Annotated in this window: 10 protein-coding genes; 3 read left to right on the forward strand and 7 right to left on the reverse strand. The window is 61.9% G+C overall.

The genetic code is table 11. The features are described from left to right. Positions 1-64: 64 nt before the first annotated feature. The 3 genes from RHEC894_RS00845 to RHEC894_RS00855 all read right to left on the reverse strand — a co-directional run bounded on the left by RHEC894_RS00845 (position 65) and on the right by RHEC894_RS00855 (position 3,165). Complete coding sequence (locus RHEC894_RS00845; protein WP_085735560.1) at positions 65-286, reverse strand: hypothetical protein; 222 nt, start codon at positions 284-286, stop codon at positions 65-67. A gap of 437 nt (positions 287-723) precedes the next feature. Beyond that, entirely contained in the window at positions 724-1,386 is a 663-nt protein-coding gene (locus RHEC894_RS00850; RefSeq protein WP_010064952.1) for an SH3 domain-containing protein, read from the reverse strand. Between the two features lie 390 nt (positions 1,387-1,776). After that, complete coding sequence (locus tag RHEC894_RS00855) at positions 1,777-3,165, reverse strand: dipeptidase (RefSeq protein ID WP_085735562.1); 1,389 nt, start codon at positions 3,163-3,165, stop codon at positions 1,777-1,779. A gap of 225 nt (positions 3,166-3,390) precedes the next feature. Between RHEC894_RS00855 and RHEC894_RS00860 the strand changes: the two genes are divergently transcribed. Beyond that, the gene (locus RHEC894_RS00860) at positions 3,391-5,775 is read left to right on the forward strand and encodes an EAL domain-containing protein (protein ID WP_085735564.1); all 2,385 of its coding nucleotides are present in this window, start codon (positions 3,391-3,393) and stop codon (positions 5,773-5,775) included. 6 nt (positions 5,776-5,781) lie between these two features. Here RHEC894_RS00860 and RHEC894_RS00865 read toward each other — a convergent pair whose 3' ends face one another. After that, complete coding sequence (locus RHEC894_RS00865) at positions 5,782-6,198, reverse strand: MarR family transcriptional regulator (RefSeq protein WP_085735566.1); 417 nt, start codon at positions 6,196-6,198, stop codon at positions 5,782-5,784. A gap of 427 nt (positions 6,199-6,625) precedes the next feature. Here RHEC894_RS00865 and polA point away from each other — a divergent pair, with 427 nt between their 5' ends. Both polA and RHEC894_RS00880 read left to right on the forward strand, forming a co-directional pair. Further along, a complete protein-coding gene (polA, locus tag RHEC894_RS00875; protein ID WP_085735570.1) occupies positions 6,626-9,625 on the forward strand; it encodes a DNA polymerase I in 3,000 nt (999 codons plus the stop codon). 272 nt (positions 9,626-9,897) lie between these two features. Next, entirely contained in the window at positions 9,898-12,240 is a 2,343-nt protein-coding gene (locus tag RHEC894_RS00880; protein ID WP_085735572.1) for a DNA translocase FtsK, read from the forward strand. 60 nt (positions 12,241-12,300) lie between these two features. Here the strand turns inward: RHEC894_RS00880 and RHEC894_RS00885 are convergent, their stop codons facing one another. From RHEC894_RS00885 to RHEC894_RS00895, 3 genes are read right to left on the reverse strand one after another with little or no spacing between them, the layout of a single operon-like run. Further along, positions 12,301-13,089, reverse strand: coding sequence for an ABC transporter permease (locus RHEC894_RS00885; RefSeq protein ID WP_085735574.1), 789 nt, complete (start codon positions 13,087-13,089; stop codon positions 12,301-12,303). Between the two features lies 1 nt (position 13,090). Beyond that, positions 13,091-14,260 carry an ABC transporter permease gene (locus RHEC894_RS00890; protein WP_010069716.1) on the reverse strand — a complete coding sequence of 390 codons (1,170 nt, stop codon included), beginning with the start codon at positions 14,258-14,260 and terminating at the stop codon, positions 13,091-13,093. Further along, positions 14,257-15,330 carry an ABC transporter ATP-binding protein gene (locus tag RHEC894_RS00895; RefSeq protein WP_010069717.1) on the reverse strand — a complete coding sequence of 358 codons (1,074 nt, stop codon included), beginning with the start codon at positions 15,328-15,330 and terminating at the stop codon, positions 14,257-14,259. The genes RHEC894_RS00890 and RHEC894_RS00895 overlap by 4 nt, the downstream gene beginning before the upstream one ends. Positions 15,331-15,345: the final 15 nt, after the last annotated feature.

Raw genomic sequence — 15,345 nt, forward strand, 5'->3', positions numbered from 1 at the left:
GATTTAACGGGGTATTAAGGACGGCGCGCGAAGGGATCGCAGCCCTTTCCTTCAGAGCGGACTTTCAGAACTGGCGGGCCTCGTAATCGTCGAGCGTTTCCGGATCCTGCTTATATTCCCACTCGCCCAGATGAAAGCGGCGCCAGATCTGGCCGGAAGGGTTGAGGCGTGCCCCATCAATAAGTCGCACAGGAAGGAGTGGGTTGTGTTTATGCCAGAGGGTCACATCTGTGGCGGCTGCCCGAGCGCCGAAAAGCCTTGGGAAAGCCAGGTAGTCTTGCGTCATCAGGGTCCAGCCTCGAACGGATCAAAATCAATCCGCAACGCCACAAAATTGCAACAAAGGATCCCGCAAGACAAGAGCATCACGATGCCCTCACAGCAAATTGTCGGCAACCTCCCGCAGGCATAATGCCGTTCATCGCGACTGCCTCAAATAGGCATGCATCCCGTCGGCTTGCGCCCGCCGGCGCCGCGAAAGGCCGCTTTCGGCACTCCGCCGAATATCTTCTGTCAGGTTGGCGGAACCAATAGGCTCCGCGATTGTTTAGGAACAAGCGGGACAACCCCTCACGTCCCGCGCATGATCGGCTCGTCTCCCCTCAACACGTGCCGATCGACATCAGGCTCGGTGCATCCCTCATGGGAGCGCCGGGCTTTTTTGTTCGGATTTTCCCTCGGCTTGGCAAAACTCGAAAGGGGCGTCGCCGCGCCCTTTCTGTTTCATTCGTCGCAGGAGGGATCGCCGGGGCGGCAATCGAAATCCCTGCGGTCCGGTCTGCGATCATCGCCTCTCCGGTCGTCCCATCGCCGGCCATCCCGTTGCCGGTCATCCCTTTGCCGGTCATCCCTTTGCCGGTCCCCTTGATTGTCGTCGCGCCAGTCCCGCTCACGATTGCGGTCGCGCCAATCTCTGTCGCGATCCCGGTTATCCCGATCGTGGCCATCCCGATCCCGATTGTCGCGATCGCGGTAATAATAGTCCGGGCCCCGGCTCCAGCGGTCACGCTCGCGATAGAAATCGCGATTGCGGTAGTAGCGGTCCCAGTAATTGTCGACGTTGAAGCGGATCATTGGAATGCCGAGCGGGCGGTAATATTGCGGGCCGACATAGATCCGGCGCTGCTGATAGAGGGCCTGCACATACTGGCCGGAAACCCAGCCACGGCCGCCGTAAAACTCGACATCGCACCAGTTGACCTCGGAGAGGCATCCGCGGATCTCGACGGAAGAGCCCGCCGGTATGATTGCGACGGCGGGATATCGGGTGCTTGGGCCCGCACGCATGTTGACGTTCGCCGTCGAGTAGCCCTCGGCGGCCTGTGCTATGGCGGGAGCCAGCACGAGCATGCCGATCGCTGCGATTTTAACAAAGAGATTTTTCACGCTTCTCAGTCCTTGTTGGCACGTTATTCAGCAGCGCCTGGCCGCGTTTCCGTGGCATATGCGGCTGAAACAAAAGACGGAAGTGATGCCCGCAATTGTCCGATGCGGCATCATTCATCTTATCTTTCAATAGCTTATATGCAGATCGCGATGAACGTAGCTTGAACGGTGAAATTTCTGTCGGCGCCTTGCCGCCGCAAATAGCCGAACGGTAGCCGGCTGTTAACGGTCCGTTAACCTTTCGGGGCCAGTCTCACTGCAATACCGCTTTCTCCTTGACCACGGATGAACTGGCACTGAGGCGAGCGGACGACGAAAGGCCGGTTTGCACCGGCCTTTTTGTTATAGCGATTGCATCGCGTGTCTTCGCTGAGCGCGTGCCCGTTTCCCTCAGGCGGCGAGCGCCTGAAGAATCCGCACCCAGGAGCGGATGCCCTTGTGGTAGGAGACGAGCTCGTATTTCTCGTTCGGCGAGTGGATTCGGTCATCGGCGAGGCCGAAGCCGACGAGCAGCGATTCCATGCCGAGCATCTTCTGGAAATCCCCGACGATCGGGATCGACCCGCCCATGCCGATAACGATGGCGGGTTTCGGCCATTCGTCGGAAAGCGCGGTCTTGGCCTTGGTCAGAACTGGCGAATCATAGGAGAGGTGGATCGCCGGCGAACCGCCATGCGGATGGAACTCGACCGAGCAATCGGCCGGAATCTTCGACCTGATATAGGCGCGGAAAGCCTCGCGGATGGCGGCCGGATCCTGCGTGCCGACGAGACGGAACGAAACCTTCGCCGAAGCCTTGGCGGCAATCACCGTCTTGAAGCCTTCGCCGGTATATCCGCCCCAGATGCCGTTGATTTCGGCGGTCGGCCGGGCCCAAGTGAGCTCCAGCACCGAACGGCCCTTTTCGCCGGAGGGAATGGAAAGACCGACGTCGCCGAGGAAGCTCTCGGCGGTCTTGCCGAGCGTCTCCCATGAAGCCTTGATATTGTCAGGGGTTTCCTCGACGCCGTCGTAGAAGCCGTCAAGCGTGATGCGGCCCGTTTCGTCATGCAGGCCGGCCAGAGCCTCGACGAGAATATGGATCGGATTGGCCGCAGCACCGCCGAAGAGGCCGGAATGCAGGTCGCGGTCGGCGGCCGTCACCACCACCTCCTCGCCGACGAGGCCGCGCAGTGCCGCGGCAATCGCCGGCGTGTCGCGGTCCCACATGCCGGTATCGCAGACCAGCGCATAATCGGCCTTGAGCTCGGCGGCATTGGCCTCGAGGAAAGGTTTCAGCGACGGCGAACCGGATTCTTCCTCGCCCTCGAAGAGGATGGTGATGCGGCAGGGAAGCGCGCCGTGGATCTCCTTATAGGCGCGGCAGGCCTCGAGGAACGTCATCAACTGGCCCTTGTCGTCGGAGGTGCCGCGGCCGGTCAGGATCTTGCGGCCATCGCCGACATCCTTGATTGTCGGCTCGAAGGGATCGTTTTCCCAAAGCTCGATCGGGTCGACCGGCTGAACGTCGTAATGGCCGTAGAACAGAACATGCGGCGCGTCGGTCGACGCGCCGGCATGGTGGGCGACGACCATCGGATGGCCTGGCGTGTCGCGAACGGAGGCTTCGAAGCCGAGCGTTTCGAGATAGCTGACGAGCCATTCGGCGGCCTTGCGGCATTCGGTTTTGTAGGCGGGATCGGTGGAAATCGACTGGATGCGCAGCAGCTCGAACAGCTTTTCGAGGCTCGATGAAAGATTCTGGTCCGCACGCGAAAGAACCGGTTGTATGTCGGCCATTTTCGACTCCTTTTCGAAATTTGGCCGGACGATAGACCAAAGCAGGAAAGCAGGCGAGGCGGAAAAAGGAAAAAATCAGGGCGCGCAAGCGTGCCCGAAGCGACGTGGATCGAGTCTCGCGGAGGACCGTCGCTCGATAATAAAGAGAGATCTAATTCAATTTACAGTTAATTAGCACAACCTAAATAGCATCTGCCGAAAATCAGCTGTTCGGGGGGCGCGCAGATGTTTTCGGTCATTGCCTGTATTCGCGACAATCACGATTGGCGCCTGGTCATCGTGGCGGCCGCGGTCTGTCTGGTTGGCGCCATGGCGGCGATGCTGCTGCTTTCCCGTGCCCAGGAGTGCGACGCCGGGCGGCGCAAGCTCTGGATCGGTGCGTCAGGCTTTGCTTTCGGCACCGGCGTATGGGCAACGCATTTCATCGCGATGCTCGCTTATGATGGCGGCACGCCGATCAGCTACGCGCTCGACCTGACGCTGCTTTCCTTTCTCCTGTCGGTGGTCGGCTCATGGGTGGCGATCCTTGTCGCTTCGCAACGTGAGGGAAGGTTTTCCCGTATCCGCGGCGGGGTTCTGCTGGCGTTCGGCATCGCCTCCATGCACCTGACCGGCATGCAGGCGATCGAGACACAGGCGGTCATCCTCTACGATCCGGTGATGACGCTGACGGCGGTCGTCGCCGGAATGCTGTTGTCGAGCGCCGCCTTCCATATCTTCTTCAATCTGAAGGGCATAAGGCGTCTCCTAACCTCGTCGCTGGTCTTCGTCCTCGCCATCTGCACCCTTCACTTCATCTCGATGGGCAGCATTACGCTGGTGCCGGACCCCGGCATGCAGGTTCCCACATTGGTGCTCGACACCCGGGTGCTCGCCGCGATCGTCGTGGTGGCGGCAACGGCTCTTATCCTGGTCGCGCTTGCCGTGGTCTTCGTCCAAAGCCATCTGACGGATCTGCGCGGACTTGCCAATGCCTCGCAGGAGGGGCTGCTGATCCTGCGCGACGGCCGGATCATCGATGTCAACGAGCGGTTCCAGGCCTTGTCCGGCTGGAAGCTTGCCGATCTCTCGGGCAAGGCGCCCTCGGATGTGCTGACGGTTGTTCAGGGACCCCGGGAGAACCGGCCCGGCGAGACGCTGCTGAACACCCGCGCCGGCAGAGAGATTGCCGTAGAAGCGACCTCCAGCAAGATCGTTTATCGTGGCCGCAATTGCGAGGTGCTGGCGGTGCGCGATCTCACCGAGCGCAAGCAGGCCGAAGAGATGATCGAGCATCTCGCCCATCACGACGTGCTCACCGATCTGCCGAACAGGTCGCTGTTCGACACCCGCATCCGGCAGGCGCTGCAGGTGGCGGAACGAAAGAACACCGAGGTGGCGCTGTTCTGTCTCGACCTCGATCGATTCAAGGCCGTCAATGACATCTTCGGCCACGCCGAAGGCGACCGCATTCTCCGCAAGGTTGCCTCTATCCTGCGCCGGGTGGCCGGTGAGAGCGATACAATTGCCCGACTTGGCGGCGATGAATTCGCCATCATCCAATCCGCTGGGCCGCAGCCGGCGTCGGCGCAAAAGCTTGCGGCCGATATCATCGACGAATTCGCCGCCGAGATGGACACCGCCCGTGACCCCACAGCCGTCGGCGTCAGCCTCGGCATCGCGCTCTATCCAAGAGATGGGCGCACGGCCGAAGAACTCTGCAACAATGCCGATACCGCACTCTACCGCGTCAAGCATGATGGTCGCGGCCGGGCCTGTTTCTTCGACGCGGAAATGGACGAAGCGGCGCGCAACCGCCGCCAGATCGAAAGCGATCTGCGCCACGCGATCATCCGCAACCAGCTCCACGTCAACTATCAGCCGATCCTCAATGCGCAGAGCGGCGAGATCACCGGCTACGAGGCCTTGATGCGCTGGCACCGGCCGGGCCACGGCATGACCGAGCCCGACATTTTCATCCCCGTCGCCGAGGAAAGCGGTTCGATCGTTCAGCTTGGTGAATGGATATTGCGGCAGGCCTGCATGGAGGCCGCGCGCTGGCCGCAGCCGCTGACCATTGCAGTCAATGTTTCACCGGTGCAGTTCATGCTGCCCAACCTGTGCGAGCGGATCGAGGCGGTGCTTGCCGAGACCGGGCTCGCCCCCGATCGGCTGGAACTTGAGATCACCGAGGCAGCGCTGATCCGCGACCGCGACCGGGTGATGGCAACGCTGCAGCGCCTGCGGAGGTTGGGGGTACACATTGTCATGGACGATTTCGGCACCGGCTACTCTTCGCTCTCGAACCTGCGCTCGTTTCCCTTCGACAAGATCAAGGTCGACCGCAGCTTCACCGGCGTGCTGGAGCAGGACGCGGCGGCGCGATCGATCGTGCGCGCTATCATCGGTCTCGGCCACAGCCTCGGCATGCCCGTCGTCACCGAGGGCGTGGAAACGGAGATGCAGCGGCAGATCGTCGTCGAGGAAGGCTGTGCGCAGGTGCAGGGACTGTTGCTCGGCAAACCGGACATCGAGCCGAGCATGAAGCAGGCCGCCCGCAAAAGCTTCCTGTCGGGGCAGGCCGGAACCGGCATGCAGCCGCCGCGGCGCACACGCCTTGTCAGCGAATAATCCCGGTCAGAGCGCCTTGGCGTTTTCCAGAAGCCGGCGGATATATTCGAGCGTCAGCTCGCGCTCGAAAACCCGAAAACCTTTGAACAGCGCAAGATCGGCCTCACGCGCCGTCTCGATCGCCTCGGCCTCCATGGCGCGGGCCTTCGGCGTCAGGAAGAGCAGCTGCGCCCGCTTGTCTGATGGATGCGGCCGGCGTTCGATCAGCCCGTCGCGGACCATGCGCGAAAGCGTATTGGCCATGGTCGCCTGCTCGATATCGACCCGCTCGAGAAGCTGTTTCTGGGTCAGCCCATCCTCGGCCCAGAGTTCCAGCAGAATGGGGAACTGACCCGGAGAAAAGCCGAGCCCGACCGCGCGCTGGTGCAGCGAGCGGGCAAAACCCTTCGCCAGCTGGCTGGCAAGGTAAGCTCCCGATTCCATGCGGTTAAATCCCATGATTGCAAGTTAGGCTCAAAACCATGCCGGAGACAATGCAGCAAATCGCATGCGATGCTCCAAAATATGCAAGCCGCGAGAATAATTTCGAGTGCCTGGAAAAACAAAAGTCGCCATGGCCTGGAGGTTGGCCATGGCGACCTTAAAGTGGGGACAAAGGCCCGGAGAGGGGGATAAGGCCTTTGTCCAAGCCTGACGCGGCGGGGGACAAGCCGGTGATCAGACCCGCGGCGCGATCAAGCGCCGGTGACATCGATTTGTGTCTGCAAATGTGGTTTTTCAAGGGAGGCCGATCGTTACAAATCGGTAACAGTTTGGTGAGCTGGGCTCCTGAACGCCGAGCGCGGGGAATCGGTTTCGCGCGCCGAACTTTATATGGACCTCGTCCCGTGCCCGCGCTATCCATGCACGCATGAAAAAAGGCGATCACCTCTTCCTAGTCGATGGTTCCGGATTCATCTTTCGGGCGTTTCATGCACTGCCACCGCTGACCCGCAAGACCGACGGCCTGCCCATCGGCGCCGTTTCCGGTTTCTGCAACATGCTGTGGAAGTTGTTGAGAGATGCGCGCAATACCGATGTCGGCGTGACGCCGACCCACCTTGCCGTCATTTTCGATTATTCCGCCAAGACCTTTCGCAAGGATCTCTACGACGCCTATAAGGCGAACCGCTCGGCGCCCCCGGAAGAACTCATCCCGCAATTCGGCCTCATCAGAGAGGCGACCCGCGCCTTCAACCTGCCCTGCATCGAGACCGAAGGCTTCGAGGCCGACGACATCATCGCCACCTATGCCCGCCAGGCCGAGGCAGCGGGCGCCGACGTCACCATCGTCTCCTCCGACAAGGACCTGATGCAGCTCGTCACATCCAACGTCCACATGTATGACAGCATGAAGGACAAGCAGATCGGCATTCCCGATGTTGTCGAGAAATGGGGCGTGCCGCCGGAAAAGATGATCGACCTGCAGGCGATGACCGGCGATTCCGTCGACAATGTTCCCGGCATTCCCGGCATCGGCCCGAAAACCGCCGCCCAGCTGCTCGAGGAATATGGCGATCTCGACACGCTGCTCGACCGCGCCGCCGAGATCAAGCAGGTCAAGCGCCGCGAGACGATTCTGGCCAATATCGAGATGGCGAGGCTCTCGCGCGAACTCGTGCGGCTGCGCACCGATGTGCCGCTCGATCTCGACCTCGACGCGCTGGTGCTGGAGCCGCAGAACGGCCCGAAGCTGATCGGCTTCCTGAAGACGATGGAATTCACCACGCTGACGCGTCGCGTTGCCGAAGTCTGCGATTGCGATGCCAATGCCATCGAGCCGGCCATCGTCCGCGTCGAATGGGGCAAGGCGGCCCACGGGCCCGATCTCGATGCGGCGGAGCCTGCGCCCGTTGCCGGCGGCATCCCCGAGGTCTCGGGCGAATCGGTCCCGGTACCGCCGCGCGCCAAGGCGAAGGCTGCCGTCGAAGGCGCTTTTTCGCCCGCCGATCTTGCCAAGGCGCGGGCCGAAGCCTTTGCGGCGCTGCCTTTCGATCATTCGGCCTATGTGACGATCCGCGATCTGGCGACACTCGACCGCTGGATCGCCGATGCACGCGATACCGGCCTCGTCGCTTTCGACACCGAGACCACGTCGCTGGATGCGATGCAGGCCGAGCTTGTCGGTTTTTCGCTGGCGATCGCCGATAATGCGGCCGATCCCACGGGCACGAAAATCCGCGCCGCCTATGTGCCGCTCGCCCACAAGAACGGCGTCGGCGATCTGCTCGGCGGCGGCCTTGCCGACAACCAGATCCCCATGCGCGATGCCTTGCCGCGGCTGAAGGCATTGCTGGAGGATCCTGCGGTTCTGAAGGTCGCGCAGAATCTGAAATACGACTACCTGCTGATGCAGCGCTACGGCGTCGAGACCAGAAGTTTCGACGACACGATGCTGATCTCCTACGTGCTCGACGCCGGCACCGGCGCCCATGGCATGGACCCGCTCTCGGAAAAATTCCTCGGCCATACGCCGATCCCCTACAAGGATGTGGCGGGCAGCGGCAAGGCGAACGTCACCTTCGATCTCGTCGATATCGACCGCGCCACCCATTATGCCGCCGAAGACGCCGACGTGACACTGCGCCTGTGGCTGGTGCTGAAGCCGAGGCTGGCCGCGGCCGGGCTGACGAGTGTCTATGAACGGCTGGAGCGGCCGCTGCTGCCGGTGCTGGCGCGCATGGAAGCGCGGGGGATCACCGTCGACCGGCAGATCCTCTCGCGCCTGTCGGGTGAGCTGGCCCAGGGTGCCGCGCGTTTGGAAGACGAGATCTACCAGCTCGCCGGCGAGCGGTTCAATATCGGCTCGCCGAAGCAGCTGGGCGATATCCTGTTCGGCAAGATGGGCCTTGCCGGCGGCAGCAAGACGAAGACCGGGCAATGGTCCACCTCCGCGCAGGTGCTCGAGGATCTGGCCGCCGCCGGTTTCGAGCTGCCGCGCAAGATCGTCGACTGGCGCCAGCTCACCAAGCTGAAATCCACCTATACCGACGCGCTGCCCGGCTACGTCCACGCGGAGACCAAGCGGGTCCATACCTCCTATTCGCTGGCATCGACGACGACGGGGCGCCTGTCCTCTTCCGAACCGAACCTGCAGAACATTCCGGTGCGCACCGCCGAAGGCCGCAAGATCCGCACCGCCTTCATTTCGACGCCAGGCCACAAGCTGATTTCGGCCGATTACAGCCAGATCGAATTGCGCGTGCTTGCCCATGTGGCCGAAATCCCGCAGCTGACCAAGGCTTTCGAGGATGGCGTCGACATTCACGCCATGACGGCCTCGGAAATGTTCGGCGTGCCGGTCGAAGGCATGCCGAGTGAGGTACGCCGCCGCGCCAAGGCGATCAATTTCGGCATCATCTACGGCATCTCGGCCTTCGGTCTCGCCAACCAGCTGTCGATCGAGCGTTCGGAAGCCGGCGATTACATCAAGAAGTATTTCGAGCGTTTCCCCGGCATTCGCGACTATATGGAAAGCCGCAAGGCCATGGCCCGCGACAAGGGCTATGTCGAGACGATCTTCGGCCGGCGAATCAACTATCCCGAAATCCGCTCGTCCAATCCGTCCGTGCGCGCCTTCAACGAGCGTGCGGCGATCAATGCGCCGATCCAGGGCTCGGCTGCCGACGTCATCCGCCGGGCGATGATCCGGATGGAGCCGGCCCTTGCCGAAGCCGGCCTTGCCGAGCGTGTCCGCATGCTGCTGCAGGTGCATGACGAACTGATCTTCGAGGTCGAGGACGAGGATGTCGAAAGGGCGATGCCGGTCATCGTCTCGGTGATGGAAAACGCCACCATGCCGGCGCTCGAAATGCGCGTGCCGCTGCGTGTCGATGCGCGCGCCGCCAGCAATTGGGACGAGGCGCATTGATGCCTGCCGCCCGGGCGTGCAGCGGTTCCGGGGTGACGGCATGCATGAGAACAGCAAGCTGAAGCGCGTCTGCAGGACCACGTTCGCCGCACCGCGCTTCGGCCGCCGCCCCAAAATGGCAAAGATTTTTCCGCCTAACGCAAATCATTGAAAGCACAGCGCTTTATGTCAGGCAGCCGTCTCGGAACGATACGGCAGGAAGGAACTTATTAACCTTCCTTTTCTATCCCGGTAGGGTCGTAATTTGTTAGGCATGAGTGAGTAGCGGACGCATGCGTTTTCCCAGAACCAATTTGACGGACGCCGGTGACTTTTCCAGCGGGATTGAAACGGAGCTTCCGGATGAAAATCCGAGAGAAAAGCCGGCGGCGCCCATCTGGCAGAGCAATTTTTCCCTCGCGCCGAACGTCCGTTTCACCCGCACGCCGGAAACGCTGATCAGCAGACGGCGCGAGCCGAACGAGCCCGTTCGCGATGATTCGCAGCTTGGACAGCAGGCGATACGGATCGAGCCGGTCGCCGTCGACGTGCCCTTCGATATCTATCTGCCGGAGCCGGATGAAATTCCCGCGGCACCTGACATGGTCGAACTGCAGCCGCCCCCCTTGGCTGAAGAGGCCGCCGCGCCGGTCTTCCGCGCCACCGCCGAGCTTTCCTCCATTTCGGATTTCGCCTTCTGGGAAGTCATGGCCTTCGAAGAGGCCGAGCCGGTTCGCGCGCCGCCCTTGATCTCGTTCCCGAAGGCTGAGAGCGCGCCCGAATCGATCACGTCGCTGTTCCGCATCATGGAATGGCGCCCCGGCCGGCCGGCTCCCGCTCCGGCCGTCTCCCGCCCGGTTCCGCCGCCGGCGGTCTCGGCAAAGGTCGCCATACGTCCTCCGGTCGGCCCTTCGCTGGAAAAACCCAGGCGCATTCCTGTCGAGGCCCCGGTCGCGCCGGCACCTCAGGCAATACAGCTGCCTCCGATCGCGCCAGCGCCCCAGATTGCGTCCGCTCCTGAGCTCTCGCCGCAACCGCCGCGCACGCCGCCTGTCGCCGCGGTTCTGCCGTCGCCGCGCCTCGTCGCGCGGCCCGAAAGGATCGACGCTTCAGGCTATGAATTCCCGCCGCGCGCCCTCCTGCAGGAGCCGCCGGAACGCCTCGGCGAGATCATGTCGCAGGAGACGCTGGAACAGAATGCCGGCCTTCTGGAAAGCGTGCTGGAGGATTTCGGCGTGAAGGGCGAGATCATCCATGTCCGTCCCGGCCCTGTTGTCACGCTTTATGAATTCGAGCCTGCGCCGGGGGTAAAGTCGTCCCGTGTCATCGGCCTCGCAGATGACATCGCCCGTTCGATGTCGGCGCTTTCGGCCCGCGTTGCCGTCGTGCCCGGACGCAACGTCATCGGCATCGAATTGCCGAATGTCACCCGTGAAACCGTCTATTTCCGCGAGATGATCGAAAGCGACGATTTCGAAAAGAGTGGCTACAAGCTGGCGCTCGGCCTCGGCAAGACGATCGGTGGCGAGCCCGTCATCGCCGAGCTTGCCAAGATGCCGCATCTGCTCGTCGCCGGCACCACCGGCTCGGGTAAATCGGTCGCCATCAACACGATGATCCTGTCGCTGCTCTACCGGATGACGCCGGAACAGTGCCGTCTCATCATGGTCGATCCCAAGATGCTCGAACTGTCTGTCTATGACGGCATTCCGCACCTGCTGACACCCGTTGTCACCGATCCCAAGAAAGCCGTCATGGCGCTGAAATGGGCGGTGCGCGAAATGGAGGAGCGCTATCGCAAGATGTCGCGCCTCGGCGTGCGCAATATCGACGGTTACAACGGCCGCGTCTCCCAGGCCCGTGAAAAGGGCGAGACCATCCATATCATGGTCCAGGTCGGCTTCGACCGGCAGACCGGCGCGCCGATCGAGGAGAGCCAGGAGCTGGATCTGGCGCCGATGCCCTATATCGTCGTCATCGTCGACGAGATGGCCGACCTGATGATGGTCGCCGGCAAGGAAATCGAAGGCGCAATCCAGCGTTTGGCGCAAATGGCGCGCGCGGCCGGCATCCATCTGATCATGGCGACACAGCGCCCCTCCGTCGACGTCATCACCGGCACGATCAAGGCGAACTTCCCGACCCGCATCTCCTTCCAGGTGACCTCGAAGATCGACAGCCGCACCATTCTCGGCGAACAGGGCGCCGAACAGCTGCTCGGCCAGGGCGACATGCTGCATATGCAGGGCGGCGGGCGCATTGCCCGCGTCCATGGTCCCTTCGTCTCGGATGCCGAGGTCGAAAAGGTTGTTGCCCATCTGAAGACGCAGGGGCGTCCCGAATATCTCGACACCGTCACCGCCGATGAGGAAGAAGAGACAGAAGAGGAAGAGGGCGGCGCCGTTTTCGACAAGAGCGCTATGGGCGCGGAGGATGGCGACGAGCTTTACCAACAGGCTGTGAAGGTCGTCATGCGCGACAAGAAATGCTCCACTTCCTACATCCAGCGCCGCCTCGGCATCGGCTACAACAGAGCCGCCTCCCTGGTGGAACGCATGGAAAAGGAAGGCCTTGTCGGTCCGGCCAATCACGTCGGCAAGCGCGAAATCGTCTCCGGGCGGAGCGAGGGCGATTGATCGGCATGAGCAGCGCCGTCACGGCTCGACGTGAGGCGCTGCACTCCATAGCCCCGGACATCATCCCGCGATTGTGGAACGGGCGGCGCGTTTGTGCATGATGGCAAGCAGGCCTCCGAGAAAGACCGTTCCGAGGATGAAGAGAAATGCCGCAGCGACGATGGCCGGGCTGATGTTTTCGCGGATCGACGAGAACATCTGGCGCGCGAGCGTCAACTGGTTTGGGCCGGCGACAAACAGTGTCAGCACGACTTCATCAAGCGAGGTGGCAAAAGCAAGCACCGCGCCTGACAGCACGCCCGGCATGGCGAGCGGCAGCGTTACTCTCCAGAAGACCTTTGCTGGGGAAGCCCCCAGGCTCGTCGCCGCCCGTTCGACACGATAGTCGATACCCTCAAGCGATGCGGTAATGCTGATCAGCACGAAGGGTACGGCGACAACCGTATGCGCTATGATGACGGCCGCAAAGCTATTCGGAAATCCGAGCTTGGCAAACAGGATTTGAAGCCCGACGCCGAGCACGACCGCTGGAACGACCATCGGCAGAAGGAACATTGTCCGCAGTATCGAGCCGAAGGCAATGCGCCTGCGCAGCGCAAGCGAGGCCAGCATGCCGAGCACGGTTGAAAGCAGAGTGGTCCCCATACCGATCAGCAGGCTGTTGACGATGGACCGGCGCCAGGCGTCCTCGTTTGCGAGTTCCGCAAACCAGCGGGTCGAAAAAGAGGGGATGGGATAAGCCAGGAAACTGCTGGAGGTAAATGCGATCGGAAGGATCGCCAAAAGCGGGGCCAGCAGAAAAATCACCGTTGCCGCGCCGTACAGAGATTTAAGCAAACGAACCATCATGTCATGCACCTGCCGTCTTCGTCGTGAGCCGGCCATAGACGCCATAGAGCACGATGGTCGCGGCGAGCAGCACGATGCCGAGCGCGCCGGCCATGCCCCAATTGGCGGAGCCGGTGGCATAGAAGGCAATCACCGAACTGATCATCTGGTCTTTCGGCCCCCCGATGAGCGCCGGCGTGATGTAGTAACCGAGCGCTGCCATGAAAACGAGCAGCCCGCCGGAAGCGATACCGCGCAATGTCAAGGGCAACAGGATATGCAGAAAGGCCCGGATCGGTCTCGCCCCGAGGGAGGCTGCCGCCGGCATGAGATTTCGGGGGATTGCGATGAGGACACTGTAGATCGGGAGGACCATGAAGGGCAGCAGAACATGCGTCATGGCGATAACGACACCCGTTCGGTTGAAGAGAAGTGGCAACGGGTCGCTGACGAGGCCGAGCGACAGGAGGGAGGAGTTGATAAGCCCCTTGTCCTGCAGGAGAATGTACCACGCCGCGGTGCGCACCAGCAGCGATGTCCATAGCGGCAGGAGCACCGCGGCAAGGAGAAGCTGTCGCCGCCAGCCGCTGGTGGCTGCGACCAGCATCGCATATGGCAGGCCGATCAGGCATGTTGCCAAGGTCACGACGGCAGCCACACCGAATGTTCTTAGAAGAATCGCCTGATTGGCCGACTCTCCGACCGGCATCGCCACGATCGCTCCCGATGTGTCGTGCTGGAGATCAACCGCGGCAAGGAGGTTGCGATCGGTATAAGGATTGGTCGCTTCGGCGATCGCCCTCCAGAACGCAGCATCGTTCCATCGCGGGTCCACCTCGCCGAGGGTTGCCGCCCCAGCGCCGTCTTTCACCGCGGCGACGGTCTTTCTCATCAGAGTGCGGAAGCCCGGCTGGGCGCTGTTCAGTCGACGGACCACCTCGCCCAGATTCTGATCGTCGTCAATCGATTTCAGGTCGTCGACAAGCGCTGTCCGCATGTCGTCGGAGGGTGGGGAAATACGGTTCCAGGTTGAGACCGCGGCGGTCGTCCGGGGCAGGTTTTGGCTGACGACAGGATCGGACACCGCCTGCTCGAGCACCGTCAGAAGTGGCCACATGAAGAAGACACCCAGGAACAGGGTAAGAGGAAGGACGAGGGCGAGGCTGCCGATGCTTTGACGGAAAGCGTTCATGCCGCAATCACCCAGCAATCGTCCGGTGCGAAATGAGCCACCACGTCGGCGCCGGCTGGCCACTCCACCGATCGCCTGTCGGTCCGAACCACGAAGCGGAAGGCATCGTGGTCAAGCTGTACCCGCAAGTGATCGCCCTGATATACGCTGTCGAGTATTTTCGTCGGCAAGGCATTCATCGCAGAGCCGGTGCCGCGGGCCATAAGAGAAATCCGCTCGGGGCGGACTGAAATATGGACGCGGCTTCCGACCGAGAGGGAGGCATTCCCGGATACCATCACATGCCGCCCATCGGCGATCTCGATGGAGGCCCCGGCTGTTCCCGTCGCCTTCACCGTTCCTTCTATCAGATTGGTTTCGCCGATGAATTCGGCGACGACGCGTGTTTGCGGGCGGTCATAGATATCACGCGGCGAACCGATCTGCTCAATGTTCCCATGGTCGAAGACCGCAATGCGATCGGACATGGTAAGCGCCTCGGCCTGATCGTGGGTTACGAACACCACGGTCAGTTCCAGACGCTTGTGGAGCGCGCGGATATCGAGTTGCATCTGTTCCCGCAACTGCTTGTCAAGCGCACCAAGCGGCTCGTCCATCAGCACGACGGCCGGCTCGAACACCAGGGCGCGGGCAAGTGCCACGCGCTGCTGCTGGCCACCGGAGAGCTGGGCCGGCTTGCGGCTGCTCATTGCAGACAGTTGCACCATGTCGAGCGCCCGCTTTACGCGATCGTCGATCTCGCTGCGGCCGATACCGCGCATCTTCAGCGGAAAGGCGATGTTGTCGGCGACCGACATATGCGGAAAGAGTGCATAATTCTGGAAAACGACACCCATTTCGCGCCGATGCGGCGGCAGATGGTCGATGCGGCGGCCGTCGAGACAGATGCTGCCGCCGGTCGGGTTTTCGAAACCCGCTGCCATCATCAGCAAGGTTGTCTTGCCGGAACCCGAAGGTCCGAGAAGGCTGACGAACTCGCCTCTCTCGATGTCGAGCGACAGGTCTTTGACGACCTGAAGCGTGCCAAAGGATTTGGAGACTCTTTCAAAGCGTATGCGCGGCGTAGCCAAGGCGGCCCTCCGTTC

This window comes from Rhizobium sp. CIAT894 (genome assembly GCF_000172795.2).
Classification (GTDB): Bacteria; Pseudomonadota; Alphaproteobacteria; order Rhizobiales; family Rhizobiaceae; genus Rhizobium.

What these genes read in the sequence shown, in the direction of transcription:
- RHEC894_RS00845 (WP_085735560.1), bottom strand. Translation starts at nt 286, where the DNA reads ATGACGCAAGACTACCTGGCTTTCCCAAGGCTTTTCGGCGCTCGGGCA.
- RHEC894_RS00855 (WP_085735562.1), bottom strand. Translation starts at nt 3,165, where the DNA reads ATGGCCGACATACAACCGGTTCTTTCGCGTGCGGACCAGAATCTTTCA.
- RHEC894_RS00860 (WP_085735564.1), top strand. Translation starts at nt 3,391, where the DNA reads ATGTTTTCGGTCATTGCCTGTATTCGCGACAATCACGATTGGCGCCTG.
- RHEC894_RS00865 (WP_085735566.1), bottom strand. Translation starts at nt 6,198, where the DNA reads ATGGAATCGGGAGCTTACCTTGCCAGCCAGCTGGCGAAGGGTTTTGCC.
- polA (WP_085735570.1), top strand. Translation starts at nt 6,626, where the DNA reads ATGAAAAAAGGCGATCACCTCTTCCTAGTCGATGGTTCCGGATTCATC.
- RHEC894_RS00880 (WP_085735572.1), top strand. Translation starts at nt 9,898, where the DNA reads ATGCGTTTTCCCAGAACCAATTTGACGGACGCCGGTGACTTTTCCAGC.
- RHEC894_RS00885 (WP_085735574.1), bottom strand. Translation starts at nt 13,089, where the DNA reads ATGATGGTTCGTTTGCTTAAATCTCTGTACGGCGCGGCAACGGTGATT.
- RHEC894_RS00890 (WP_010069716.1), bottom strand. Translation starts at nt 14,260, where the DNA reads ATGAACGCTTTCCGTCAAAGCATCGGCAGCCTCGCCCTCGTCCTTCCT.